This is a genomic window from Marinobacter sediminum (assembly GCF_016820575.1).
Taxonomy (GTDB): Bacteria; Pseudomonadota; Gammaproteobacteria; order Pseudomonadales; family Oleiphilaceae; genus Marinobacter; species Marinobacter sediminum.
In genome coordinates, this window is record NZ_JAEMQH010000003.1 from 14,975 (window position 1) to 41,634 (window position 26,660).

Consider the following 26,660-nt stretch of genomic DNA (forward strand, 5'->3'; position numbering starts at 1 on the left):
ATCCAAAGATTCTCAAACCTAACTTGCCTTCTTCAGACTTTTTTGCAGGTACTTGATTTTCCTTCTTTTCTTATTCGTAATCTCGGCGCCGCCTCAAATCACTCGCTGTAACCTCTTGTCATAAAAGGAACTTTTGCCAGTGCGACGCTGTTTGCGGCGCTTGCATTGTGTATTGCGTGTTTCTATAGTGTGCATAAGTGGGAAAAAGTGGTTAGTAGTGGTTTTTTGTGGTTTTCGGCCCCCCAGAGACGGCGTAAATGAGCAATTTCCTTGGCAGTCATGCCATCAATATGGATGCGAAGGGTCGCTTAGCGATCCCCGCCAAGCTGCGCGAAGAACTTGCGCAGCTTTGTGGTGGGCGCATTGTATTGACGGCCAATGCCGATGAAGAGAGGTGTTTGCTGGTTTATCCCGAGCCCGAATGGGAGGCGCTGCGCCCCAAGATTGAAGCGCTGCCCAACATGAACAAGGCGGCGCGCCGGTTGCAGCGATTGCTGCTTGGTAATGCTGCGCCCATGGAGCTGGACTCCGCAGGGCGTATCCTGATTCCACCGACACTGAGAAGTTACGCTCATCTAGAGAAGAAGCTGATGTTGATTGGTCAGGGTAAAAAACTGGAACTGTGGAGTGAGGAGCGCTGGCTTGCCTGGCTCGATGAATCCTCCGACGACGATGATATGCCCCCTGAGATGGAGGCGCTTTCCCTATGACCTCCGGACGCAAGCAGAAGTCCGGGGCCGCGTACTCGCACCGCTCGGTACTTCTGGACTCGGCGGTCGACTACCTGGTCAATGATCCCGAAGGCACCTATGTTGATGCCACCTTTGGTCGTGGTGGTCACAGTCGGCTGGTTTTAGGGCGCTTGGGAGAGCAGGCACACCTGCTGGGCATTGATAAAGACCCGGAGGCGATTCGGGTAGCCGAGGAACTGGCCGCTGAGGATGCGCGGTTTTCCTGGTTTCACGGCTCTTTTGCAGATTTGGACGTGGCGCTCGAGCGTCAGCAGTGGCCGACCGTAAATGGCGTTTTGATGGACCTTGGTGTGTCGTCGCCGCAGCTGGATGACGCCTCGCGGGGGTTCAGCTTCATGCGTGATGGCCCACTGGATATGCGGATGAATCCGCAGCAGTCCCCGAGCGCAGCGGAATGGCTGGCCGAGGCGGACGAAAAGGACATTGCCGATGTCATCTTTCGATACGGCGAGGAGCGTTTCTCCCGCCGTATCGCCCGTTTGGTGGTGGCGCGTCGCCAAGAAGAGGCGATTGAAACCACCCGTCAACTTGCCGAATTGGTGAGCGAGGCGGTACCCAAGAAAGAAAAGCATAAGCACCCGGCGACCCGGACCTTTCAGGCTATCCGGATTTTCATCAATCGGGAGCTCGAGGATCTGGAAGTAGGGTTGAAAGCTGCCGTTGATCGGCTCGCGCCCGGTGGTCGGTTGGTGGTGATTAGTTTTCATTCCCTGGAAGACCGGGTGGTGAAGCGGTTCATGCGTGATCTGGCGCGCGGCCCGCAACTGCCGAAAGGCATTCCGGTCACCGCCGATCAGGAAGCTTCGGCATTCCGCCTGATTGGCAAGGCGGCGAAAGCCGGTGCAGACGAAGTTGGAGACAATGTCAGGGCCCGGAGCGCCGTCATGCGCGTTCTGGAACGAATTGATTCAGATAATAAGCCGAAGGGGAGCGCCTAATCATGGGTGCGGTAGCAATCGAACAGCCAGTTAAAGCGGCCAAGCTCAACAAGCAGCGGATGCGTGTGGGTGTTGCCACGGCCGTGCGGATTTCCCGGCAGGTTTTTGATGCCACCCGGCAGCGTAACGTCATGATTTCCATGGCACTGGTGACCTTGCTGGTGGCCTCGTCCATTGGCGTTGTGGTCAGCGCCCATGAGAACCGTGAATTGTTCAATACGTTGTCTCAGCTGCAGGGCGAGCGTGATCGCTACCAGCAGGAGTGGAGTCAGCTGCTGCTGGAACAGAGTGCCTTGAGTGCCCATGGTCGAGTGGAAAAGCTCGCAGCAGAGCGGTTCGGGATGGTCGTTCCGGGGCGGCAGGATATCGTTCTGGTACCACTGATGTCGCCGGCGTTGGCGCACTAATACACGATAATAACAACCGTCAGGGTGATTGATTTGTCCGGTCAGGGAACGCAGAGAACATGGAGCCAACGATTGGCGTCCGGCCTTAAGGCCTGGCGCTATGGCTCCGTGCTGGGCGTTTTCCTGCTGGTGATCGTGGCTCTGGGCTGGCGCCTGGTTGACCTGCACGTGGTCGATAACGATTTCTTGCGTAAGCAGGGTGATGTTCGAACCATTCGTGTCGAGTCTATTGATGCCCATCGCGGCGTTGTCTCTGACCGCTACGGTGAGCCGCTGGCCGTCAGCACGCCTGTGCAGACGCTGTGGGCCAACCCGTCCGAGATGGATGCAGATGAGGCCCGCCTGACCAACCTTTCCCGGCTGCTCAATATCAGTGAGGCTCGTCTTCGTGAACGGCTGAAAACCTACGTCGATCGTGAGTTCATCTACCTGCGCCGGAAGGTTCAGCCTGGCCTTGCCAAAGAAGTCATGGCTTTGGATATCGACGGAGTTTATTCCCGGCAGGAGTACCGCCGTTATTATCCGGCCGGCGAAGTGACTGCTCACATCGTTGGCTTCACCAACATTGATGAGCGTGGCCAGGAAGGCATGGAGTTGGCCTACAACCAATGGCTGTCTGGTGAGTCCGGTCGCAAGCGCGTACTTAAGGATAACCGTGGTCGCGTCATCAAGGATCTGACTCTCATTCGTGACGCCAGCCCCGGCCATAACCTTCAGCTCAGCATTGACCTTCGTCTCCAGTACTTGGCCTATCGCGAACTCAAGGCCGTGGTTCAGGCGCACAGTGCCAGGGGCGGAACCTTGGTGATGCTGGATGTGGATACCGGGGAAGTGCTGGCGATGGTTAACCAGGGGTCCTATAACCCCAATGATCGCAGTCAGCTGGCCCCGGAAAATCTCCGGAACAAGGCCATTACCGATCTGTTCGAGCCGGGCTCAACCATGAAGCCGGTCGCCATGGCGGCGGCACTCGAAACCGGTGACTATTCCACCAACACCACCATTGACACGTCGCCCGGTTACCGCCGGTTTGGCCGTTTCACGATTCGGGATCATCGCAACTACGGCGTGATCAGTCTGACCGATATCATTGCGAAATCCAGCAACGTCGGTATTAGCCGGATCGCCACTGACATTGGCGGTGACACCATCCGTAATTTGTACAGCCGGCTGGGGCTTGGGCAGCCAACCGGCATCGGTTTCCCGGGCGAGGCCGTCGGTGTGTTGCCGTCGCCGCCCAAATGGCGTCCGGTTGAGGAAGCCACGCTGTCCTATGGCTACGGCCTGAGTGTTAACGCTCTGCAGTTGGCGCAGGCTTACATGGTGATCGCCAATGGCGGTGTTCGCTATCCCCTGAGCCTGATTAAGCTGGATCGGGAACCTGAGGGGCAGCGGGTACTCTCAGAGAAGGTGACCTATGAGGTTCGTAACATGCTTCGGGAAGTGGTTTCCCGTGGCAGTGGTAAGCGCGCTCAGCCGGGCTTTTACACGGCCGGCGGCAAGACCGGAACGGTTCACCTGGTTGGAAAACAGGGTTACGAGGACAGCCAGTACAAGGCAATTTTTGCTGGCATGGCCCCGATCGATAACCCACGAATTGTCACGGTTGTAGCCGTGGATGCGCCTCAGTCCGGCGAATATTACGGTGGTGAAGTTGCTGCGCCGGTATTCGCCCGGGTCATGAGTGACGCACTGCGACTGTTGAATGTGAAGCCTGAACTGGAAGTCGGTGGCGCGAATGCGCCGGTTAAGACAGCCGGGGAGCGAGGGTAAGCCTATGTGCATCACATCACTCAGCACGTTGTTACAGGGAATTGTGTCCGTGCCGTCGGTGTTCGACGTGACCATTCACGGGCTCAAAACTGACAGCCGAACGGTAAAGTCCGGGGATGCCTTTGTCGCTCTCGCCGGCGCCAAGACTCCTGCGGATCATTACGTTGAGCAGGCCATCGCCGCAGGCGCGACGGTGGTGCTTATGGAATCGTCCGAGCCGGGTGAATGTTCGGAATTCCATGGGGCTCTGGTGGTGCCAGTGGTGGATCTGCGTGGTCGCCTGGGCGAAATCGCGGACCGGTTCTTCGAGCACCCCTCCCAACGGCTGCGCCTGATTGGAGTTACCGGCACCAACGGCAAGACGTCGGTTAGCCAGTACATTGCTGGTCTGTTGAAAGATACCGGAACTCCATGCGGAGTTCTGGGTACACTTGGTTACGGCATGCCCGGCGCGTTGCAGCCGGCGACCCACACCACACCCGATGTGGTGCAGACCAACCGGATGTTGTCCCGCATTCTGGCTCAGGGCGGACGTGCCGCAGTGATGGAGGTGTCCTCCCATGCCCTGGATCAGGGGCGGGTTGATGGCCTGACCATTGTCGCCGGAGTGTTTACCAATCTTACCCGTGACCACCTTGACTACCACGGCTCGATGGAAGCCTACGGCGAAGCCAAGGCGCGTCTGTTTCACCGGGAGGCCGTACACGTCTCGGTAATCAATTTTGACGATCCGTTTGGTCGGCAACTGTTTGATCAGCTCGACGGTCAGTGCGACCGGGTTCGCTACAGTCTCCACGAGGCCCAGACTGAACTCTGGCTGAAGTCCTTCCGGCCCACCGATGAAGGCTTTGAGGCGACCGTGGATGGCCAGTGGGGATCGTTCGACATCGCCGTTCCCCTGATGGGCAGCTTTAACGCCAGCAATGTTCTGGCAGCCATGGCAACCGTACTGAGTCTGGGCGTTCCGGTTGAGCGCGTGCAGCAGGCGGTGACTAGCCTCATGCCACCGCCGGGCCGGCTGGAAAAGTTTAGCGGCGCCAATGGCGTCAGGGTTGTGGTTGATTACGCCCACACCCCGGATGCGCTGGCTAACGCACTGGCGGCCCTACGCCCCCACGTGACCGGACGCCTGATCTGCGTATTCGGCTGTGGCGGCGACCGCGACAGTGGCAAGCGCCCGGAAATGGCGCGTGAAGCTGAGGCCCGGGCCGATGTTGTCATTGTGACCGACGACAACCCGCGAAGCGAAGATCCTGCCGTGATCGCCAATGACATCGTGGCCGGTTTTTCTACTTCAGATCGGGCGTCGGTGATTCACGATCGGTCAGAAGCCATCCAGACGGCGATAAAAATGGCCACGCCGGACGATCTGGTTCTGATCGCCGGGAAAGGCCACGAGTCCTATCAGGAAGTGGCCGGGCAGAAAATTCCGTTCAGTGACGCAGAGCAGGTTCAGCATGGCTTGAACCTGAATGGTGGTGTGGCATGATGCGCGCCTTTTCGTTGGCGGAAGCCCAGCAGTGGACCGGTGCCACCTGCAGCCGTTCAGGGCTCGAGGGAACCGAGTTTACTGGGGTTTCCACGGACACCCGCTCCATTGGACCGGGGCAACTGTTCGTCGCCTTGCGTGGTGACAATTTTGACGGTCACGGTTTCCTGCAGATGGCCCGTGATCGTGGCGCGGTGGCCGCCGTTGTGGATGAGGCCGATGCCACCGTGGACCTGCCGCAGCTGGTGGTGTCCGATACCGTTAACGCGCTGGCCCAGCTGGCCGGTGGCAATCGCAACGAAAGCAACGCCCGATTGGTGGCGGTGACCGGCAGCAGTGGCAAGACCACCGTTCGGGAAATGACCGCGGCAATCCTGGCGCAACTGGGGCCGACATTGGCCACCAGTGGCAACCTGAATAACCACATTGGTGTGCCGCTGACCCTGTTTGAGCTGGCGCCGGACCACCGTTATGGCGCCATTGAGCTGGGTGCCAGCGGGCTGGGCGAAATTGCGCACACCGTGGCTATTACCCGGCCCCAGGTTGTGATGCTGACCAACGCAGGCTCGGCGCACCTGGAAGGATTTGGCAGCTACGAGAACATTGTCCGGGCCAAGGGCGAAATCATCGAAGGTGTCGAAAATGGCGGTCTGGTAGTGCTGAACCGGGACGACCCCGCCTTCGACCAATGGCAGGCACGGGCAGGGCATCGCCGGGTGGTCAGTGTCAGCCGGCAGGGAAGCGCCGACGCTGACTATGGCGTGAAAGCAGTCCGGTCGCAGACGAACGGTCAGTCGTTCCAGGTTGTCGGGCCGGACGGGTGGAGTTGCACCGTAGACCTGGCCCTTGCGGGTGAGCACAACCAGACCAACGCCTTGCTGGCCATTGCCGCGGCGCGGGAACTGGGTGCTGATGATCAGGCTGTTGTCGCCGGACTGGCGGCGCTAGCGCCGGTTAAGGGCCGCCTGCAGAATATCGAGCTGGCGCCGGGACTGACCGTTATTGATGACAGTTACAACGCCAACCCGGCGTCCATGAAGGCCGCGCTCAGTGTCCTGGCCAAGCAGGAAGGTGAGCGCATCGCCGTGTTCGGCGCCATGGCCGAACTGGGCCCGCAGGCCAAGGCCCTGCACCGGGAAGTGGGCGAGTTCGCCCGTACTGAGCAGATTGAACGTTTGCTGACCGTTGGCCCCGGCTGTGAAGGCTACGCCGAGGGCTTTGGTGCAGCGACAGAGGTATATCAGACCCACGAAGACGCCGTTAACGCTGTGATCAGCGCGAAGCAGTCGCCGCTGACGGTGTTGGTGAAGGGGTCCCGAAGTTCTGCCATGGATCGCGTGGTAGAGGGAATTAAAGACAAGGTGAATAACTCATGCTGCTCTGGCTGACAGAGGTTCTATCACAATATTTCTCGGCACTGACCGTGTTTCAGTACCTGACCCTGCGCGGGATCCTGGGTACCCTCACGGCGCTGCTGATCTCACTGATCATCGGGCCGGTGATGATTCGCAAGCTGAGCCAGTATCAGATCGGCCAGGCGGTGCGCGACGATGGCCCGCAAACCCATCTGAGCAAGGCCGGCACGCCGACCATGGGTGGCGCCTTGATCCTGGTGGGTATCGGTATCAGCACGCTGCTGTGGGCCGATCTCAGCAACCGTTACGTCTGGATCACCTTGTTGGTCACCCTGCTGTTCGGGGCTGTGGGCTGGGTCGACGACTATCGCAAGGTTGTGGAGCGTAACCCCCGTGGCCTGCCCGGGCGCTGGAAGTACTTCTGGCAGTCTGTCATTGGTGCCGCGGCCGCCATCGCTCTGTTTTTAAGCTCGGCGCTGCCCCAGGAAACCTCTTTGTACGTGCCATTCGTCAAGCAGGTGTCGCTGACGCTGGGGCCGGTCATTTTCATCCTGCTGACTTACTTTGTCATCGTCGGCAGCAGTAACGCGGTGAACCTCACCGATGGCCTGGATGGGCTGGCGATTATGCCCACGGTGATGGTGGCGGGTGCTCTGGGGATTTTTGCGTACCTGTCCGGTCACGCGCAGTTTGCTGATTACCTGCTCATTCCCCACCTGCCAGGCACCGGTGAACTGATTGTGTTCTGCGGTGCGATCGTGGGTGCCGGGCTCGGTTTCCTCTGGTTCAACACCTATCCGGCCCAGGTGTTCATGGGCGATGTCGGTGCCCTGGCTCTCGGCGCTGCGCTGGGTGTGGTTGCAGTGGTCGTCCGTCAGGAGATCGTGCTGTTCATCATGGGTGGCGTGTTCGTCATGGAGACGGTGTCGGTGATCCTGCAGGTGGCTTCGTTTCGCCTCACCGGTCGGCGGATCTTCCGCATGGCACCGTTGCACCATCATTTTGAATTGAAAGGCTGGCCTGAACCGCGGGTAATCGTGCGGTTCTGGGTGGTCACCGTAGTTCTGGTCCTGATTGGCCTGGCCAGTCTGAAGATACGCTAAGGGTATGCATCGTCTATGAGCGTCATTGTTTCGGATCGTCGCACACTGGTAGTAGGGCTCGGTAAAACCGGGCTCTCCTGCGTGCGCTATCTGTCCGAGCAGGGCCGTGACATCACGGTTGCCGACAGTCGCGAAGCGCCTCCCGGCCTGGACGAGCTGCGCGCAGGCTGGCCCGATGTGCCGGTACATCTGGGGCCGTTCGATGCGGAGCTGTTCTCCGGCTTCAACGAATTGGTCGTTAGCCCGGGTATCAATGTTTCAGAGCCGGCGATCAAACAGGCCGCACAGGCCGGCGCCCGAATTCGGGGCGATATTGATCTGTTCGCCGAAGCTGCGGATGCGCCGATCGTGGCTATCACGGGCTCCAATGGGAAAACCACGGTTACCACCTTGGTTGGTGAGATGGCCCTGGCGGCGGGGCGCAAGGTTGAGGTGGGCGGTAATATCGGCACGCCGGCGTTGGATCTGCTTGGCCGTGGCGCTGACCTCTACGTATTGGAGCTATCCAGCTTCCAGCTGGAAACCACGGAAGGTCTGCATCCACTGGCGGCCACTGTGCTGAATGTCAGTGACGACCACATGGATCGGTACCCGAACAAAATGGCTTATTTCCAGGCCAAGCAACGGATCTTCCAGGGCTGCAAAACCGCCGTGGTAAATCTGGACGATGCCTTGAGCACGCCCATGGCTCGAGAAGGGTTGCAGTTCATCTGTTATGGATTTCATCGGGTCAATCCTGAGACCTTCAGTACCCGCGACGACGACGGCGGAACCTGGGTGACCTTCGGGTTCGATAACTTGCTGCGAACCAGTGAACTTTCGCTCATGGGGCACCATAACGTCAGCAATGTGATGGCGGCCCTCGGTCTTGGTCGCGCCGCCGGACTGCCAATGGATGTGATGCTCGAGGTGGCGCGCAAATTTGGCGGACTGCCGCATCGCTGCGAGTTTATCCGCCAGGTGGCCGGTGTTGACTACATCAACGATTCCAAGGGCACCAATGTTGGCGCTACTGTGGCGGCCATTGAAAGCCTGGCGCCGGAACAGGGCAAGGTGGTGCTGATTGCCGGCGGTGACGGCAAGGGTGCGGATTTCGCACCCTTGCAGGCGCCGGCACTGTTGCATTGTCGAGCGCTGGTGTTGATTGGCCGAGATGCCGGGCTGATTGCCGATGCCGTGGGTACCGGTGTTGAGTGTCATCAGGTCAAGTCCGTGGCGGACGCGGTATCAACCGCAGGCAAGCTGGCCCAGGCTGGGGACCGTGTGCTGTTTTCACCGGCCTGCGCCAGCTTCGATATGTTCCGGGATTATCTTGATCGCGGTGAGCAGTTCCGCGCATTGGTGGAGGCGCTCTGATGCAGACCGGATTCGCCGTACCAAACCGACATCAGTGGCTGGGTGAAATCCAGCCGCTGCCGATGCTGGTGATCAGCTCGGTGGCTCTGCTGGTGATGGGCGTGGTGATGATTTCTTCGGCCTCCATGGACATGGCGGCCGAGACCATGGGTAACAGCTACCACTATGTCATCCGCCAGTTGCTGTTTGCTGCACTGGGTTGCGGCATGGCCCTGGTGGCGGTGAATGTGCCGGTTGCCTGGTGGGAGCGCAGTGGCTGGCTGCTGCTCGGGATTGGACTGCTGGCCCTGGTGCTGGTGTTGACGCCGCTGGGCCGGACCGTCAACGGCTCCACCCGCTGGATCCCGTTTGGCTTGTTTAACGTGCAGGTCTCGGAAGTCGCCAAGCTGTGCCTGATCGCCTATCTGGCCGGGTACGTAGTGCGCCGCCGCGACGAGCTTCTGAACACCTGGCCGGGCTTTCTCAAGCCCCTGGTCGTGCTGGGGGTTGCCTCGGTGCTGTTGGTTATTCAGCCGGATTTCGGTGCCACCGTGGTGCTGGTATCGGCGGCCGCCGGCATGATTTTCCTAAGCGGCGTCCGGCTCAGCCGGTTTGTGCCGCTGATTGTGATTCTGGTGGTGCTGGGCTCCCTGCTGGTGCTGACCCAGCCCTATCGACTGAAGCGGGTGGTGAGCTATCTCGACCCCTGGAAGGATCAGTTCGACAGCGGCTATCAGCTGACCCAGTCGCTGATCGCGTTTGGCCGAGGTGAATGGGGCGGTGTCGGGCTCGGCAACTCGATCCAGAAGTTGTTTTATCTGCCCGAGGCCCACACGGACTTCGTCTTTGCCATTATCGCCGAGGAATTTGGCCTGTTGGGATCGTTGATCGTGCTGGCCCTGTTCACCCTGTTGGTCGTCAGTGGCTTCGTGATCGCCCGCCGGGCAGAGAAAGCAGATATGCCCTTTGGCGCCTGCTTTTCCTACGGCATAACGTTGCTGATCGGTCTACAGGCAACCATTAATATTGCGGTCAGCACCGGCATGCTGCCGACCAAGGGCCTGACCCTGCCACTGGTGAGCTATGGCGGTTCCAGTTTGATGATTATGTGCGTGAGTATTGGCGTTCTGGCTCGAGTGGAGATGGAGCGTTTGGATAAGGTGCGCCTGGCCGGGGAAAAGTCCGGTCGCCGAACTCGGGGAGGGGCTGCCTATGAGTGAGCAGCGTCGGTTCCTGATGATGGCCGGTGGCACTGGAGGCCACGTGTTTCCCGCGCTGGCCACGGCCAGGGCGCTTGAGGCCCAGGGCCACCAGGTGTACTGGCTAGGCGCCAGTGGCGGCATGGAGCAGCGGCTGATCGGCGAGACTGATATCCCGCTGTCGCTGATTCATATATCCGGGCTTCGCGGCAAAGGCAAGCTGGCGTTGCTGAAAGCACCGTTCCGTCTAATGCGGGCCCTGGGCGAGGCGTTTACGATCATGCGCCGGATTCGCCCCCACTGCGTGGTTGGCATGGGTGGCTTCGTTACCGGCCCGGGCGGCGTTGCGGCCTGGCTGACCCGGACACCGCTGGTGATTCATGAGCAGAACGCGGTTGCCGGAATGACCAACCGGATTCTGGTTCGGTTTGCAGAAACGGTACTGGAGGCCTTCCCGGGCAGTTTCGGTAACGGTGTGGTTACCCGCTGCACGGGCAACCCGGTGCGCCAGGATCTGGCCCGTCTGCCAACTCCGGAAGACCGCATGACCGAGCATGAAGGAGCGCTGCGGCTAATGATTGTCGGTGGCAGTCTCGGTGCCGAGGTATTTAACCGGCAAGTGCCGGAAGCGCTGGCGGCCATGGCCGAGGCTGACCGTCCGGTCATCCGTCACCAGTGTGGTGAAAAGAATTTGGAGGCGGCCCGGTCCGCCTATGAACAGCAGGGGCTGGATGTGAACGTCGAGCCCTTCATCAAGGATATGGCCGAGGCGTATGCCTGGGCCGATGTGGTGCTCTGCCGTGCTGGAGCGCTGACGGTGTCTGAACTTTGCGCGGCTGGGGTCGGAGCGATTCTTGTGCCCTTTCCCCACGCGGTTGATGACCATCAGACCAAGAACGGTCAGCAGATGGTCGCGGCCGGCGCGGCGGTGCTGATTCCCCAGAGCCGGCTGACCCCGGAAAACCTGGCAGAGACCCTGGCTGATTTAGGACGCGACCGGACTCGGGTAATCAACATGGCTAAGGCCGCGCGCACGCTGGCCCGCCCCGATGCAACGGAGAGAGTTGTGAATTATTGTCTGGAGGCCGCCAATGGCTGACCCAATCAATCCGCCGCTGGTTTACCAGGTGCCGGAAATGCGCCGTATCCGCCACATCCATTTCGTGGGCATTGGCGGCGCCGGTATGAGTGGTATTGCAGAAGTGCTCAAGAACCAGGGCTACGACGTTTCAGGCTCTGATCTGAAATCCGGCGCGGTCACCAAGCGCCTGGAGGCCATGGGTATTGAAGTCCACATTGGCCACCGGGCCGAGAACAGTGGCAAGGCTGATGTGGTGGTCGTATCCACCGCGGTATCAGCGGACAACCCGGAAGTGGTTGCTGCCCGCAGTCGCCGGGTGCCGATCGTGCCGCGGGCCGAGATGCTCGCCGAAATCATGCGCTATCGCCATGGTATTGCGGTGGCAGGCACTCACGGCAAGACCACAACCACCAGCCTGATTGCCTCAGTGCTGGGCGAAGCCGGACTGGACCCCACCTTTGTTATCGGTGGCAAACTCAACAGCGCCGGCACCAATGCCCAGCTGGGCGGTTCCCGGTATCTGGTGGCGGAGGCCGATGAGAGCGATGCTTCGTTCCTGCACCTGACGCCGGTGATCTCGGTGGTGACCAACATCGAAGCCGATCACATGGACACTTACGGCGGTGACGTTGAGAAATTGAAGCAGACCTTCGTCGATTTCCTGCATAACCTGCCGTTCTATGGGGTCGCGGTTATGTGCGTGGACGACGGCTACGTCCGCGAAATCATTCCGCGTATTTCCCGCGCCATCATCACCTACGGAATCGACAACCCGGAGGCGGATTACCGCGCGGAACAGATTCAATCAGACGGCCTGCGTACGCGCTTTGTGGTGAAACGCCCCGGGGGGCGGTCCGATCTGGCGGTAGAGCTGAAAATGCCGGGTCGCCACAACGTCCTGAATGCGGTAGCGGCGATTGCGGTGGCCACTGATGAGGGCGTGGACGACGCCGCCATCTGTCAGGGCCTGGCAAGTTTTGCCGGCGTCGGGCGCCGGTTCCAGGTCTACGGTGATTACCAGACGCCGAAGGGCAACATCACCCTGGTGGACGATTACGGCCACCATCCGACCGAGGTTGAGGCGGTCATTCGCGCTGCCCACGATGCCTGGCCGGGCCGTCGTCTGGTGATGCTCTATCAGCCCCATCGCTACAGCCGTACCCGCGATTTGTACGAGGACTTCGTGCGAGTGCTGTCCGAGGTCGACGGCCTGTTGCTGATGGATGTCTATTCCGCAGGCGAGCAAGCCATTCCCGGTGCTGACGGCCGAGCTCTGTGCCGCAGCATCCGGCAGCGGGGCAAGGTTGAGCCGATGTTTGTGGAAGACAACAACGAAATTGAAAGCCTGTTGGCGAACGTGCTGCAGGACGGCGACCTGCTGATGACCCAGGGCGCCGGAGATATTGGTGGTGTGGCCGCCAGATTGGCCGCAGCAGGAGTAATTGCCAGTGAGTGACATGCAACATCCCGAACCCCAGCCCTATCAGGCACCCCCCGAGCTGGTGCGAGAGCTGGGGCGCGTGGCCGTATTTATGGGAGGCGATTCCGCCGAGCGGGGCGTGTCCCTGAAAAGCGGGAAAGCCGTGCTGGCGGCGCTGGTATCAGCCGGCGTTGATGCCTTTGCCGTGGATGTCCGTGGTTGTCTGCTAAAGACCGTGGAAGATCCGGACTTTGATCGGGTCTTTATCGCCTTGCACGGGCGTGGTGGTGAGGATGGCACGCTCCAGGCGATTCTCGATCAGGCTGGGATCCCGTACACCGGCAGTGAAGTGCTGGCGTCGGCACTGGCCATGGACAAGCTGCGTACCAAGTATGTGTTCAAAGGCTGCGGTTTGCCGACGCCGAAGTTCCGCACCATGTCGTCCGCCGATGAGGCGGAGCAGATCGTGGCGGAGCTGCGCGCACCATTGAGCGTAAAGCCGTCCCGCGAGGGTTCCAGCATCGGCATCCGAAAGGTCAACTCTGCCGAAGAGCTGGTGGAAGCCTATGAGGAAGCCGAGGCGCTGGACACCCTGGTGTTGGTGGAAGAGTGGATTGAAGGGCCGGAGTTCACCGTTAGCCTGCTTCAGGATCGGGCATTGCCGGCCATTGGCTTGAGCACTGATCACGTGTTTTACGACTACGACGCCAAGTATCTGGCCGACGACACCCGCTACCGGATTCCCTGTGGCTTGGCGACCGACGACGAGATCCGTCTGCAGCAGCTGGCACTGGATGCGTTCCGGGTGGTGGGCTGCCGGACCTGGGGGCGTGTCGACATCATGCAGGACGACGACGGCCAGTTTTGGTTGCTGGAAGTGAATACGGTGCCGGGTATGACCGATCACAGCCTGGTGCCGATGGCGGCCAGGGCGGCGGGCATCAGCTTTGAGGAGCTGGTGGTCCGGATTCTCGATGACACCCTGACCTGTAACACCCAGGAGGGTCGCGATGCTTGAGACACTGCTGATCCGGAGTCGGGCGGAACCGTCCGATCCCCCGCGTCGCCGGGGGGCTACGTCCCTCGGCCCGGAGCGGGACCGGTTTGGCGTGTTGAAAGCAGTGCTGGCCACCGTGCCGTGGTTGCAGGTGGGCATGGGGGCAGTGATCGTACTGCTCGCAGCATTGGTGCCCTGGGGCACTGGCAAGGTGCTGGGAGCCATGGATCAGCAGATTCTGGCGGTTGATGTGAAGGGCGATTTGGTGGGTGACAGCAAGGTCGCGATCGAGCGTGCTGCCGGTAATTGGATTGGCAAGAGCTATTTCGCTACTGACCTGTCGGAGATCAAGGACAGTCTGGAGCGGCGGCCCTGGGTTGAGTCCGCAGCGGTGCGCCGGGTCTGGCCGGATCGGCTGGCCATCGACATTAGGGAAAAGAAGCCGTTGGCCTATTGGACCGATGGTCGGCTGGTCAGCCGCACCGGAGAGCTGTTTCTGCCTCCCAACCCGGAAGTGGCAGGCCGGCTGCCGAAGCTGGCAGGGCCCGATGAACGGGTTCGGGATGTTATTCGCATGGCCCAGACCATGAGCGAAGAACTGGTCGGCCACGGCCTCAACTTCGCAGGCTTGTCGCTGGAGCAGCGCGGCGCCTGGACCCTGCAACTGGCCAACGGCATCGAAGTGGTGCTGGGCCGGGATCAGGTCGAGCAGAGATTCGAACGGTTTATCACAGTTTATGAAACCCGACTGGCGTCACGGTCGGACGAAGTCAGTCGGGTCGATGCCCGCTACACCAATGGTGTGGCGGTGCAATGGAAGGCGGCGGAAGCCACTTCCGGCCCGAAATCATAGCAACGGTTAATTCAGACCACGGTTTGGTGAGATACATGTCATCGGTTGAAACGGAAAACATGATTGTCGGCCTCGATATCGGAACATCCAAGGTTGTTGCGATAGTCGGCAAGCGCAAGATGGACGGCACCATTGAGGTGGTGGGCATTGGTTCCCACCCTTCACGGGGGCTCAAGCGTGGGGTGGTGGTGAACATCGAAACCACCGTCCAGGCCATCCAGCGTGCGGTGGAAGAGGCTGAGCTCATGGCTGGGTGCCGTATTCACTCGGTGTATGCCGGCATTGCCGGTAGTCACATCAAGAGCCTGAACTCCCATGGCATTGTCGCCATTCGCGATCGTGAAGTGACCCAGGCTGATATTGACCGGGTCATTGATGCCGCCCAAGCGGTGGCCATCCCGGCGGATCAGAAAATTCTGCACATCCTGCCGCAGGAGTTCGTGATCGATAGCCAGGAAGGTATCAAGGAGCCGATGGGCATGTCCGGTGTGCGGCTTGAAGCCAAGGTGCACCTGGTGACCTGTGCCGTTAACGCCGCCCAGAACATCGAGAAGTGCGTGAAGCGCTGCGGCCTCGAGGTGGATGACATCATCCTGGAGCAACTGGCCTCCAGTCACGCCATTCTGACCGAGGACGAAAAAGAGCTGGGCGTCTGTGTTGTGGACATTGGCGGCGGAACCACCGATATCGCGGTCTTCACCGGTGGTGCCATTCGCCACACCGCGGTCATCCCGATTGCCGGTGACCAGGTCACTAACGACATTGCCATGGCGCTGCGGACACCCACGCAGAACGCCGAGGAAATCAAGATCAAGTATGCCTGCGCGCTGACACAGCTGGCCGGCGCCGATGAGACCATCAAGGTTCCGAGCGTTGGCGATCGTGCGCCCAGAGACCTGTCCCGTCAGGCCCTGGCGGAAGTGGTCGAACCGCGCTACGAGGAGCTGTTCACGCTGGTCCAGTCCGAACTGCGCCGCTCGGGGTTCGAAGACATGATCCCGGCAGGCATCGTTATCACGGGCGGTTCCTCCACCATGGAAGGTGTGGTGGAACTGGCCGAGGAAATCTTCCACATGCCGGTAAGGCTGGCCTGTCCGCAGGCGGTCTCGGGTATGACGGAAGTGGTCAACAACCCGATTTACGCCACCGGCGTCGGGTTGCTGATCCATGGCTTCCGCCAGATGGATCTGGGGCGGGCGCCGGTGCTCAAGGGTGAAGATGCACCCTCGCTGTTTGAGCGCATGAAAGCCTGGTTTACGGGGCAATTCTGACCGCCAGGGATATAGAAAACGAAGGTATCTCGAATAAACATTCTCGAAAAAAAAACAGCCTGGAAAGGCTGAACTAACAGCACGAAGGAGTAGGGGAAATGTTTGAACTCGTCGATAATGTCCAGCAAAACGCTGTCATTAAAGTCGTCGGTGTAGGCGGAGGCGGCGGTAACGCCGTGCGTCACATGCTTAACAGCGACATCGAAGGTGTGGAGTTTATCTGCGCCAACACAGATGCCCAGGCACTGACGGACATGGATGCGCGCCAGATCATCCAGCTGGGTGGCAACATCACTAAGGGTCTGGGTGCCGGCGCGAATCCGGAAGTAGGGCGCCAGTCTGCCCTGGAAGATCGGGACCGTATTGCTGAATCCCTGCAAGGCGCGGACATGGTCTTCATCACTGCAGGCATGGGCGGAGGTACCGGTACCGGTGCTGCCCCGGTTGTGGCCGAAGTGGCTCGCGAGCTGGGTATCCTGACCGTGGCTGTGGTTACCAAGCCATTTACTTTTGAAGGTGGCAAGCGCATGAGCGTCGCCGAGGCCGGCCTGAAGGAGCTGGAAGAGTGCGTCGACTCGCTGATCACCATCCCGAATGAAAAACTGCTGGCGGTCATGGGTAAGAAGACCAGCCTGCTGGACGCCTTCGCCTCGGCCAACGATGTGCTGTTGGGCGCGGTTCAGGGTATCGCCGATCTGATTACCCGCAACGGCATGATCAACGTCGACTTTGCCGACGTGAAGACGGTGATGTCTGAGATGGGCATGGCGATGATGGGTACTGCCCGCGCCACCGGCGAAAACCGGGCCCGCGAAGCTGCCGAAGCCGCCGTGCGCAGCCCGCTGCTGGAAGACATCAACCTGCAGGGCGCAAAGGGTATTCTGGTCAACATCACCGCCGGCATGGATCTCAACCTGGGCGAATTTTCCGAGGTTGGCGACATTGTGCGTGAGTTTGCCTCGGATTCCGCCACCGTGGTTGTGGGCACCGTGATCGATCCGGAAATGACCGACGAACTGAAGGTCACCGTAGTGGCTACAGGCCTCGGTGGTGATCGGGAAAAGCCCACCAAGGTGGTGGACAACTCCCGCACACTTGATGGTACAACCGATTACAACCAGTTGGATCGTCCGGCGGTTCTGCGTCGTCGCGCTGTCTCTCACGGCAACGTTGCGATTGACCAGAGCAAGGAAAGCGAAGAGCAGGGTGTCGACTATCTCGATATTCCCGCATTCCTGCGACGTCAGGCTGATTGATAATCTGTTGCAAGTGTGATCCGGTTTAAGCTTTTGTAGGTCCAGGTTCGAGAACTGGAGTAACAAAAGGGAACCATTAATCCGGATAAACGTGCGCTGATTACCAAGCGTTGGCTTATTGTAAATTTGACGCAAAGCCGCGTTGGTTAAATGGTACTCAGTCTTACTTTCTGATATTCTCCGGGCAGATTTTTGCTCAGAATATCGACATTTTGTGACGGAATAATGAACCGATGATCAGACAACGGACACTTAAAAACACTATCCGTGCTACCGGTGTAGGGCTGCACTCCGGGGAAAAGGTTTACCTTACCCTGAAACCCGCCCCGGTAGACTCAGGCATCATCTTCCGGAGGACCGATCTGGACCCGATGGTCGAGATTCGTGCCTGCGCGGAAAATGTGGGTGAGACCATGCTGTCTACGACGCTGGTAAAAGACGGTGTTCGTGTGGCGACAGTAGAGCATTTGCTGTCGGCAATGGCTGGTCTCGGTATCGATAACTGCTTCGTGGAACTCAGCGCTGCTGAAGTGCCGATCATGGATGGCTCCGCTGGACCGTTCGTGTTCCTGCTTCAGTCTGCCGGCATTGCCGAGCAGGAAGCGGCCAAACGTTTCATCCGTATCAAGCGGGAAGTGACCCTTGAAGAAGGCGACAAGAAGGCTACCTTCCTGCCGTTTGAAGGTTTCAAGGTCAGCTTCGGCATCGACTTTGACCACCCGGTGTTCAAGGGTCGTGCCCAGACCGCAACCGTCGACTTCTCCAGCACCTCGTTTGTAAAAGAGGTGAGTCGTGCTCGGACCTTTGGTTTTATGCGCGACATTGAGAAGCTGCGGGCGATGAACCTGGCCCTAGGTGGCAGTGTGGACAACGCCATTGTGGTTGACGACTACAAGATTCTTAACGAAGACGGTCTTCGTTACGATGACGAGTTTGTTAAGCACAAGGTGCTGGACGCCATTGGCGACCTGTACCTATTGGGCAATAGCCTGATTGGTGAGTTCCGGGGCATTAAATCCGGTCACGATCTGAATAATAAGCTACTGCGCAAGCTCAGGGCCGAAGAGGATGCGTGGGAAGTGGTTACCTTCGATGACGAAGCGACCGCGCCCATCTCCTACATGAAGCCTGTGCTGGCGGCCCCGGCTTAAGGCAGGACGCCTAATCCCGGACGTGGCTTGCGAGTTTTTCGAGAACCTCGCGTAGTTTTTTATCCTTCGTGTGCCCGGCTTCCTCTTTGAGGAGCCGGGCATTTTCTTTGCTCAGGGGTGCTTTTACGAACCTGGGTGCGTCCCGGAATCTTGGCGGGACAACCTTGACCTTGAGCTTCCAGACGAACTTGAACAACTCGTTTTCCCGCACATTCTCCATGATCTCGTGCTGGCGGAAGCGAATCTGGCTGGCTTTACCGGCATTTTCTGCGGACAGAACCAGCTCGCCTTCCTGACAGCTGACAAACCGTGTGCCTTCGGCAAGCGAGCCGGGTAGTGCAGACAGCACCTGTTCCTCGGCCTGGCGATGAAGTTCCGCCTTGGTCATGAGCTCTTTCAGGACCGGGGTGCCACCGAGCTTGTCAAAGCTTGCTTTCTGTTCGCTTTTTCGCTTCATGGGCGGGTTTTCACTCGACGAATTTGTTTACGATTGGTTACACTTCGGCACGGTTTATGCGTAGTGCTCATACTAGACTCGTTTTACATTGTCGAGACGAAGTATGTCTACCCGGGCGCTACGACATTTCAGCACGTAGTTGTTGTCATGGATGGCAAGCCCATATGGAAATTTCCGAGGCGCAACACTACAGGACATAGGTTGCGACTCAAGATGAAATCAGAAAATGATATGAACATTATCCTTGTTGGCAGACATCACGGGCAATCCCGCGTGGTGGCAATGAGCGCGCCGGTGGTCGTGGGCCTGCTCTGCCTGTTACTGGCGGTGCTTGGTATGGCGGGCTGGGCAGGTTTTCAGGTTGCGGTCAGCAAGGCTGAGGCCGAGAAACCGACCCCGTCTGCCCTGGTGGCCCATTGGCAGGCGCGGCTGGATGAACAGAAGTCAGAATTGTCGGTGGTTCAGCAGGAAGTGCAGCAGCAGATTGATGCGCTGACCCTTCGTCTGGGCCAGATACAGGGCCGCCTACTCCGGCTGGATGCGCTAGGGCAGCGGTTTGTCGAATCCGGACTGGTTGGCAGTGAAGAGTTCAATTTTGATGAGCCTGCCGCCGTTGGTGGCCCGGAAAACAGCGGTGAGCGGGAGTCGTTCAGCGCACCGGAACTGACCCGGATGATTGAGCGTCTGGAAGAGCAGCTGGACGACCGGGAGCAGCAGTTGCGGTTACTCGATAAGCTGGCATCGCGGCAGAAGCTCGAAGATGAAATGTTTGTTGAGGGCCGGCCGATCACCTGGGGTTGGCTCTCCTCCAAGTACGGCTACCGTTCCGATCCCTTTAATGGCAAGCGCACCTGGCATGACGGCGTCGACCTGGCTGGCAAGGAAGGCAGTGACATTATCTCGGTCGCCGGCGGTGTTGTAACCTGGGCGGGCGAGCGCTACGGCTACGGCAACCTGGTCGAGATCGATCATGGTGACGGCCTGGTCACCCGCTACGGCCACTGCAAGACCATCGAAGTCAATGTCGGTGACGTCGTGCAGAAAGGGCAGGTAGTGGCCCTGATGGGTAGCACCGGCCGATCCACTGGCCCCCACGTGCACTTTGAAGTGCTGCATAACGGCCGTTCCAAAGATCCGGTGAAGTACATCGCCCGGTCCAGCAACTGACGTTCCTTTCGCTCCGCGTGAGGGTTCCTTCCCTCACGTTCTGCTGTCCCGGCGTCCTCAGCGTCGTCTTGACCGGCAGTTGGAACATCAACAAGTTATCCCAATCTGTCCGGCCATGAGCGCCACCTTTTTTCCTGTCGCGAAATAAGGTTAGAATGCCGGCTTCCTCCGATTAATCAAAGAAGCAGTGGTCTATGTTCACAAAGCTTGCAACCAAGATGTTCGGCAGTAAAAATGCCAGAGAAATCAAGCGTATGCGTAAATCAGTGATGCGCATTAACGAACTTGAGGAACAGTTTGGCAATTTTTCCGACTCCGAACTGCAAGGCAAGACTGCTGAGTTCAGGCGTCGAATTGAAGAAGGCGAGGCCCTGGACGCGTTGCTGCCGGAAGTTTTCGCCACGGTTCGCGAGGCCAGCCGTCGGGTCATGGGCATGCGTCATTACGATGTCCAGTTGATTGGTGGTATCACTCTGCACGAAGGCCACATTGCGGAGATGAAGACCGGTGAAGGTAAGACCCTGGTGGCAACCGCATCGGTGTACCTGAATGCTCTGCCGGGTAAAGGGGTTCACGTGGTAACTGTGAACGATTACCTGGCACGCCGTGATGCCGAGTGGATGGGCAAGCTGTACCGGTTCCTGGGACTGCAGGTCGGCGTTGTTGCGTCCGGTCAGCCGCAGGAAGAAAAACGCGCCTCCTACCAGGCCGACATCACCTACGGCACCAACAACGAATTTGGTTTCGATTACCTGCGCGATAACATGGCGTTCAGCACCGAGGACAAGGTGCAGCGTGGCCTGAATTACGCCATCGTGGATGAGGTTGACTCGATCCTGATCGACGAGGCGCGGACCCCGCTGATCATCTCTGGCGCCGCAGAGGACAGCTCCAAGCTCTACAAGGCGGTCAACGAGCTGATCCCGAATCTGGAGCAGGGCGAAGTGCCGGAAGAAGGCGAACCCACCGGCGATTTCACCATCGATGAAAAGTCCCGTCAGGTTGAGTTGACCGAATCCGGTCACGAGCGCGTCGAAGAACTGCTGCTGGATAAGGGGCTGTTGGCCGAGGGCGAGAGTTTGTATTCGGCCTCAAACCTGAGCTTGCTGCATCACGTCCATTCGGCTCTGCGTGCCCATCATTTGTTCCAGAAGGACGTCGACTACATCGTCCAGGGTGGCCAGGTGGTCATCGTTGACGAACACACCGGCCGTACCATGCCGGGTCGTCGCTGGAGCGAAGGTCTGCACCAGGCTGTTGAGGCGAAGGAAGGCGTGAACATTCAGGCTGAGAGCCAGACCCTGGCCTCCACCACCTTCCAGAATTACTTCCGTCTCTACGACAAGCTCGCGGGGATGACCGGTACCGCTGACACCGAAGCGTTTGAATTCCGCCAGATCTATGGCCTGGATGTGGTGGTGATTCCGCCCAACAAGCCGATCCAGCGTATCGATTACAACGATTTGATTTATCTGACCCAGGAAGAGAAATTCCACGCCATCATTGATGAGATCAAGGATGTCACCACCGAGGGCCGTCCGATCCTGGTGGGTACCGCGTCCATTGAGGCGTCCGAGCTGTTGTCGATGCTGCTGAAAAAGGCGCGCATTGATCACAAAATCCTGAACGCCAAGCAGCACGATTCCGAAGCCCTGATCATTGCCCAGGCCGGTCGCCCCGGTGCGGTCACCATTGCCACCAACATGGCCGGTCGTGGTACCGACATCGTACTGGGTGGTAACTGGGAGTTTGAAGTCGCGGACATGGAGAATCCGTCCGAGGAAGACGTGGCCAAGATCAAGGCCGAGTGGACCGAGCGCCACAACCAAGTGCTGGATGCCGGTGGCCTGCACATCATCGGTACCGAGCGGCATGAATCCCGCCGTATCGACAACCAGCTACGTGGTCGTGCCGGTCGTCAGGGCGATCCGGGTTCCTCCCGCTTCTTCCTGTCGCTGGAAGACAACCTCATGCGAATCTTTGCGCCGGATCGGGTCAAGAGCCTGATGCAGGCCATGGGCATGAAAAAGGGCGAAGCCATTGAGCATCGGATGGTGACCAATGCCATCGAGAAGTCCCAGCGGAAGGTTGAGGGCCGCAACTTCGACATGCGTAAGACGCTGCTGGAATACGACGACGTCGCCAATGATCAGCGTACGGTGATCTACGAGCAGCGCAACGAAGTGATGTCTTCGGAAGACATTTCTGACATGGTCGATACCATCCGTGCCGACGTGGTCGACACCATGGTCAGCGAGTACATCCCGCCCCAGAGCATGCCGGAGCAGTGGGATGTGGCCGGGCTGGAATCCCAGCTGCAGTCAGAAATGTCCATCGAGCTGCCGGTGCAGAAGTGGCTGGACGAAGACAGCAACCTGCACGAAGAGAGTCTGCGTCAGAAGATCCTCGACGAAATAGTCACCGCGTATAAGGGCAAGGAAGAAATTGCCGGCGCTGAAGCCATGCGCAAGTTCGAAAAGCAGGTCTTCCTGCAGGTGTTGGACACGTTGTGGAAGGAGCACCTGTCGAACATGGATCACCTGCGCCGTGGTATCCATCTGCGCGGTTACGCCCAGAAGAACCCGAAGCAGGAATACAAGCGCGAGGCGTTTAACCTGTTCGAGGACATGCTCGAAACCATGAAGCGCGATGTTACCCGAGTGCTTTGCCACGTCCGGGTGCAGAGCCGGGAAGAGATGGAAGAAGTCGAGCGCCGTCGCAAGCAGGAGCTGGAGCAGGAACTGGCCCGCGCCCGTCTGCGTCACGACGAGACCAGCGCCACCGCCGAGAGTGCGGCTGAAGGCGCCGGCCAGGGCGAGCAGCAGGCTGGCGCTACGCCGGAGACTTTTGTCCGTCAGGAGCGCAAGGTGGGGCGCAACGAACCCTGTCCGTGCGGATCCGGCAAGAAGTACAAGCAATGCCATGGTAAGGTCAGTTAATCGTTGAGACCGAACCAAGGTTCAAGACCCGCAACCTGACATCTTCAGGCTGCGGGTTTTTACGTTATGAATTGCCTGTTCCAGGCATTGTCAGAGGAGATACAGGATGGCAGTAGGTCCCGGAACCTTGCCCGAATTTTTCCCGGTGGCCGGCGTCAAGCTCGGCATTGCCAGCGCCGGTATCAAGAAGCCCGGCCGCAAGGACATCGTAGTGTTCGAACTGGCGCCGGAAAGCCGGGTCGCCGGTATCTTTACCCGTAACCAGTTCTGTGCGGCGCCGGTCACCCTGAGCCGACAGCACCTGGCCTCAACGTCACCTCGTTACTTGCTGATCAATACCGGCAATGCCAACGCCGGCACCGGTGAGCGCGGCATGGCCGATGCCGTGGCGTGCTGTACCGCCCTGGCGCAGCAAGCCGGTGTCAGCGCCGCTGAGGTGCTGCCCTTTTCAACGGGTGTGATCGGTGAGCCGTTGCCGGTGGCAAAAATTGTCGATGCTCTGCCGGCGGCGCTCGCCAGCACGGACGAAGGGCGCTGGGCCGAGGCGGCCAGTGGTATCATGACAACCGACACCCGGCCCAAGGGTGCGTCCTGCCAGCTGGATCTTGGTGGCCATATCGTGACCATTTCCGGAATCAGCAAGGGTGCGGGCATGATTCGCCCGAACATGGCCACCATGCTGGGGTTCATCGCCACAGACGCCCGCATCGAACCGCAACTGCTGCAGACACTGGCCTCTGAGCTGGGCGAGAAATCATTCAACCGAATCACCATCGATGGTGATACGTCCACCAACGACTGCTGCATGTTGATGGCCAGCGGTCAGTACAGCGGGCCCGAGATTACCGTCGACAGTCCTGAGCTGCCCAAGTTGCGCGAGGCCCTGCGCCAGATCTACCTCGACCTGGCACACGCCATCGTGCGCGACGGCGAGGGCGCCACCAAATTCGTGACCATTGATGTCAGCGGCGCTGCGACTCAGCAGGAGGCGCTGGATGTGGCTTACACCGTGGCGCACTCGCCCCTGGTGAAAACCGCCCTGTTTGCCTCCGATCCCAACTGGGGGCGGATTCTGGCCGCGGTTGGCCGTGCCGGCGTTCCGGGCCTGGATCTCAATGCCCTGGAGATCTTCCTGGGCGAGGTTTGCCTGGTTCGTAACGGTGGCCGCGCCGACGACTACTCGGAAAGCCGTGGCCAGGCGGTCATGGATCGTGAGGACATTACCATCGCCATCGATCTCAAGCGTGGCACGGTGAATGAAACCGTCTGGACCTGCGACTTTTCCCACGACTACGTGACCATTAACGCCGAGTACCGGACCTAAGCATGACCGTTGTAGCAGCGCCGATCCGTGAGATTCACGTCGCCGTCGCGGTCATTATCCGTGATGGCCGGGTGCTGATTGCCCGGCGTCCGGACCACACCCATCAGGGTGGGTTGCTGGAGTTTCCCGGTGGTAAGGTCGAGCCAGGCGAAACGGTCCAGCAGGCACTGGTGCGCGAGATTGCTGAGGAAACTGCTCTGGCGGTGCCGGAGGCGTCGCTTGAGCCGGTTATCGGCATCCGCCATGACTACGGTGACAAGCGGGTGTTCCTGGACGTGTGGCGCACCACAGAGGCCGTCGGTGAAGCCGTGGGTTGTGAAGGTCAGCCTATCGCCTGGCTGGCGCCCGAAGAGCTTCAGGATGATCAGTTCCCGGCCGCCAATCGCCCCATCATCCGGGCCCTGCGCTTGCCCTCGTTGATGGCGATCACCGGTACCATCACCACCGTGGACGGTGGCGTGGCGAGCCTGCAGGCGGCGCTGGCGCATCAACAACAGTCGTTGATCGTACTCCGGACTCCGGAGCTGGCATCAGACGCCTACCGCGAGTTAGCTCAGCAGGCCCTGCCGGTGTGCCGGAGCGCTGGCACCGGACTGATCGTCCACGGGGCGCCGGCACGCTTTGCCGACACGCCGGGTGCGGCGGGGCTGCACCTGCCGTGGCGCGAGGCAGCAAAGCTTGTGTCCCGGCCGGTGCCGTCGCAGGTCTGGCTCGGTGTGTCCTGCCACAGCGCCGATCAGCTTGCTCATGCGGTCGAGATCGGGGCGGACTACGCCACGCTGGGGCCCGTACAGGCGACGGCCACCCACCCTGGGGCAGAGGGCATTGGCTGGGACGCGTTTCGAGAGCTGACGGCCACCGCAACCATTCCGGTGTTCGGACTGGGTGGCTTGAACCCTGAACACATTGTTCGTGCTCGCAGAGAGGGCGCTCAGGGGGTTGCCGGTATCCGGTTCTGGTGGCCACAGGACTGACCGTTATCCGGGGCTGTGGCGCTCATCTCTGGTATGCTTTTAATCCTGCCAGTCGAATCCCTCATTCAAGACAGTTTTGGAGATGCCGTGAGCAAGCTGACGCACCTTGATGACAATGGCGAAGCCCGCATGGTCGATGTCACTGACAAGGCCGTGACCGAGCGCGAAGCCCGGGCCGAGGCGACCATTCGCATGAGCCCGGAAACCCTGAACATGATTATTGCCGGTGACCATCCGAAAGGGGATGTGCTGGCCGTCGCCCGGATTGCCGGCATCATGGCCGCGAAAAAGACCCACGAGCTGATTCCGCTTTGCCACTCGCTCAATCTGACTTCGGTTAAGGTTGAGTTGGCGCCGGGCGAAGACGGTGCCTCGGTGCACATCCAGACCCGGTGCAAACTCTCAGGGCAGACGGGGGTCGAAATGGAAGCCCTGACCGCCGCCAGTGTTGCGGCGCTGACGCTTTACGATATGTGTAAAGCGGTGGACCGTGGGATGGAGATTGGCGCGGTTCGCCTGCTGGAAAAGAAAGGCGGTCGCAGTGGCCATTGGGTGTCCCCTCGGCCTGAGAGTTAATCCGTGCCGGGTATCCGCTCGTAGATCCCTAGTAATTCCAAGGCCCAGGAGAGGAGCCGTGTCGGGACTACGCCAAGCCAACGGCCGCGTGCTAGAATGCGCGGCCCGATTGATTGAACCACGAGGAACCACTGTGGCTGTTCGTTACATCCAGACTTGCCGTTTGCCGACTCCGTTCGGTGTTTTTGACATGCACGGCTTTGAGGAACCGGACACGGGTAAAGAGCACGTGGCCCTGACCCTGGGTGAACTGGACAGAAGCGAGCCCATGTTGGCCCGTACTCACTCCGAGTGTCTTACCGGCGATGCGCTTTACAGCATGCGCTGTGACTGTGGCTATCAGCTGGAAGAAGCTCTGCGCAGTATTGCCCGGGAAGGCCGGGGTATCCTCATGTACCTGCGTCAGGAAGGCCGCGGCATTGGCCTGCTAAACAAGATCCGGGCCTACAACCTGCAGGATCAGGGTGCAGATACGGTTGAGGCCAACGAGCAGCTTGGTTTCGCCGCCGACCTTCGGGACTACAGCATGTGTAAAGACATGCTGGAGCATTTGGGCATCAAGAGCCTGAGACTGATGACCAACAACCCGAGGAAGGTTAAAGCTTTGGAGTCGTACGGCATTGATATCACCGAGCGGGTGCCGCTGCATGTGGGCCGGAATCCGCACAATGAGCACTACCTGGACACCAAACAGAGCAAACTTGGGCACTGGCTGGAAACTCATCAGGACGACGATCTCACCGGCTGAGGTTGGGAGCTCGTGCCAGTTGCATAAAAAAGCCCGCCAAATGGCGGGCTTTTTCGTGGCAGCGGTTCGTGGCTGTCTAGCGTTTTAAGACTGTC

23 protein-coding genes are annotated in these 26,660 nt (G+C 59.5%); 22 read left to right on the forward strand and 1 reads right to left on the reverse strand.

All coding sequences use genetic code 11. The annotated features are described in order from the left end of the window. Positions 1 to 257: 257 nt before the first annotated feature. The 16 genes from mraZ (at position 258) to lpxC (ending at position 18,380) form a co-directional block, all read left to right on the forward strand. Positions 258 to 710 carry a division/cell wall cluster transcriptional repressor MraZ gene (gene mraZ, locus FGO67_RS13545; protein ID WP_041340262.1) on the forward strand — a complete coding sequence of 151 codons (453 nt, stop codon included), beginning with the start codon at positions 258 to 260 and terminating at the stop codon, positions 708 to 710. Next, positions 707 to 1,690, forward strand: coding sequence for a 16S rRNA (cytosine(1402)-N(4))-methyltransferase RsmH (rsmH, locus tag FGO67_RS13550; RefSeq protein ID WP_203301234.1), 984 nt, complete (start codon positions 707 to 709; stop codon positions 1,688 to 1,690). Before mraZ ends, rsmH begins: the two co-directional genes overlap by 4 nt. 2 nt (positions 1,691 to 1,692) lie before the next feature. Then, positions 1,693 to 2,097, forward strand: a complete 405-nt coding sequence (gene ftsL / locus FGO67_RS13555; protein ID WP_203301235.1) for a cell division protein FtsL — start codon at positions 1,693 to 1,695, stop codon at positions 2,095 to 2,097. Positions 2,098 to 2,130: 33 nt separating this feature from the next. Further along, a complete protein-coding gene (locus tag FGO67_RS13560) occupies positions 2,131 to 3,870 on the forward strand; it encodes a peptidoglycan D,D-transpeptidase FtsI family protein (protein ID WP_203301236.1) in 1,740 nt (579 codons plus the stop codon). A gap of 4 nt (positions 3,871 to 3,874) precedes the next feature. Beyond that, entirely contained in the window at positions 3,875 to 5,359 is a 1,485-nt protein-coding gene (locus FGO67_RS13565; protein WP_203301237.1) for a UDP-N-acetylmuramoyl-L-alanyl-D-glutamate--2,6-diaminopimelate ligase, read from the forward strand. Then, entirely contained in the window at positions 5,356 to 6,747 is a 1,392-nt protein-coding gene (locus FGO67_RS13570; protein WP_203301238.1) for a UDP-N-acetylmuramoyl-tripeptide--D-alanyl-D-alanine ligase, read from the forward strand. Before FGO67_RS13565 ends, FGO67_RS13570 begins: the two co-directional genes overlap by 4 nt. Further along, positions 6,732 to 7,817, forward strand: coding sequence for a phospho-N-acetylmuramoyl-pentapeptide-transferase (gene mraY, locus FGO67_RS13575; protein ID WP_203301239.1), 1,086 nt, complete (start codon positions 6,732 to 6,734; stop codon positions 7,815 to 7,817). The genes FGO67_RS13570 and mraY overlap by 16 nt, the downstream gene beginning before the upstream one ends. Before the next feature lie 15 nt (positions 7,818 to 7,832). Beyond that, positions 7,833 to 9,173: a UDP-N-acetylmuramoyl-L-alanine--D-glutamate ligase gene (gene murD / locus FGO67_RS13580; RefSeq protein WP_203301240.1), complete on the forward strand. Its 1,341-nt coding sequence runs from the start codon at positions 7,833 to 7,835 to the stop codon at positions 9,171 to 9,173. Then, positions 9,173 to 10,372 carry a putative lipid II flippase FtsW gene (ftsW, locus tag FGO67_RS13585; RefSeq protein ID WP_203301241.1) on the forward strand — a complete coding sequence of 400 codons (1,200 nt, stop codon included), beginning with the start codon at positions 9,173 to 9,175 and terminating at the stop codon, positions 10,370 to 10,372. The genes murD and ftsW overlap by 1 nt, the downstream gene beginning before the upstream one ends. Further along, entirely contained in the window at positions 10,365 to 11,450 is a 1,086-nt protein-coding gene (gene murG, locus FGO67_RS13590; RefSeq protein ID WP_203301242.1) for an undecaprenyldiphospho-muramoylpentapeptide beta-N-acetylglucosaminyltransferase, read from the forward strand. Before ftsW ends, murG begins: the two co-directional genes overlap by 8 nt. After that, complete coding sequence (gene murC, locus FGO67_RS13595) at positions 11,443 to 12,888, forward strand: UDP-N-acetylmuramate--L-alanine ligase (protein ID WP_203301243.1); 1,446 nt, start codon at positions 11,443 to 11,445, stop codon at positions 12,886 to 12,888. The genes murG and murC overlap by 8 nt, the downstream gene beginning before the upstream one ends. Then, positions 12,881 to 13,870, forward strand: coding sequence for a D-alanine--D-alanine ligase (locus FGO67_RS13600; protein WP_420844517.1), 990 nt, complete (start codon positions 12,881 to 12,883; stop codon positions 13,868 to 13,870). The genes murC and FGO67_RS13600 overlap by 8 nt, the downstream gene beginning before the upstream one ends. Further along, positions 13,863 to 14,702, forward strand: coding sequence for a cell division protein FtsQ/DivIB (locus FGO67_RS13605; RefSeq protein ID WP_203301244.1), 840 nt, complete (start codon positions 13,863 to 13,865; stop codon positions 14,700 to 14,702). The genes FGO67_RS13600 and FGO67_RS13605 overlap by 8 nt, the downstream gene beginning before the upstream one ends. Positions 14,703 to 14,737: 35 nt before the next feature. Further along, positions 14,738 to 15,973, forward strand: coding sequence for a cell division protein FtsA (ftsA, locus tag FGO67_RS13610; RefSeq protein ID WP_203301245.1), 1,236 nt, complete (start codon positions 14,738 to 14,740; stop codon positions 15,971 to 15,973). Between the two features lie 98 nt (positions 15,974 to 16,071). Next, positions 16,072 to 17,229: a cell division protein FtsZ gene (gene ftsZ / locus FGO67_RS13615; RefSeq protein ID WP_041340286.1), complete on the forward strand. Its 1,158-nt coding sequence runs from the start codon at positions 16,072 to 16,074 to the stop codon at positions 17,227 to 17,229. 233 nt (positions 17,230 to 17,462) lie between these two features. Next, positions 17,463 to 18,380 carry a UDP-3-O-acyl-N-acetylglucosamine deacetylase gene (gene lpxC / locus FGO67_RS13620; RefSeq protein WP_138440933.1) on the forward strand — a complete coding sequence of 306 codons (918 nt, stop codon included), beginning with the start codon at positions 17,463 to 17,465 and terminating at the stop codon, positions 18,378 to 18,380. 10 nt (positions 18,381 to 18,390) lie between these two features. Here lpxC and FGO67_RS13625 read toward each other — a convergent pair whose 3' ends face one another. Further along, positions 18,391 to 18,837, reverse strand: coding sequence for a DciA family protein (locus FGO67_RS13625; RefSeq protein ID WP_203301246.1), 447 nt, complete (start codon positions 18,835 to 18,837; stop codon positions 18,391 to 18,393). Between the two features lie 231 nt (positions 18,838 to 19,068). Between FGO67_RS13625 and FGO67_RS13630 the strand changes: the two genes are divergently transcribed. The 6 genes from FGO67_RS13630 (at position 19,069) to ribA (ending at position 26,565) form a co-directional block, all read left to right on the forward strand. Next, complete coding sequence (locus tag FGO67_RS13630; protein ID WP_238942461.1) at positions 19,069 to 20,004, forward strand: M23 family metallopeptidase; 936 nt, start codon at positions 19,069 to 19,071, stop codon at positions 20,002 to 20,004. Between the two features lie 194 nt (positions 20,005 to 20,198). Further along, positions 20,199 to 22,943, forward strand: coding sequence for a preprotein translocase subunit SecA (gene secA, locus FGO67_RS13635; RefSeq protein ID WP_203301248.1), 2,745 nt, complete (start codon positions 20,199 to 20,201; stop codon positions 22,941 to 22,943). Between the two features lie 106 nt (positions 22,944 to 23,049). Beyond that, a complete protein-coding gene (gene argJ, locus FGO67_RS13640; RefSeq protein WP_203301249.1) occupies positions 23,050 to 24,267 on the forward strand; it encodes a bifunctional glutamate N-acetyltransferase/amino-acid acetyltransferase ArgJ in 1,218 nt (405 codons plus the stop codon). Between the two features lie 2 nt (positions 24,268 to 24,269). Continuing rightward, positions 24,270 to 25,241, forward strand: a complete 972-nt coding sequence (locus FGO67_RS13645; protein WP_203301250.1) for a Nudix family hydrolase — start codon at positions 24,270 to 24,272, stop codon at positions 25,239 to 25,241. An 87-nt stretch (positions 25,242 to 25,328) separates the two neighbouring features. Next, positions 25,329 to 25,817 (forward strand): cyclic pyranopterin monophosphate synthase MoaC, encoded by a 489-nt coding sequence (gene moaC / locus FGO67_RS13650; RefSeq protein ID WP_203301251.1) that lies wholly within the window; start codon positions 25,329 to 25,331, stop codon positions 25,815 to 25,817. Positions 25,818 to 25,950: 133 nt separating this feature from the next. Further along, complete coding sequence (ribA, locus tag FGO67_RS13655; RefSeq protein ID WP_203301252.1) at positions 25,951 to 26,565, forward strand: GTP cyclohydrolase II; 615 nt, start codon at positions 25,951 to 25,953, stop codon at positions 26,563 to 26,565. Positions 26,566 to 26,660 lie beyond the last annotated feature (95 nt).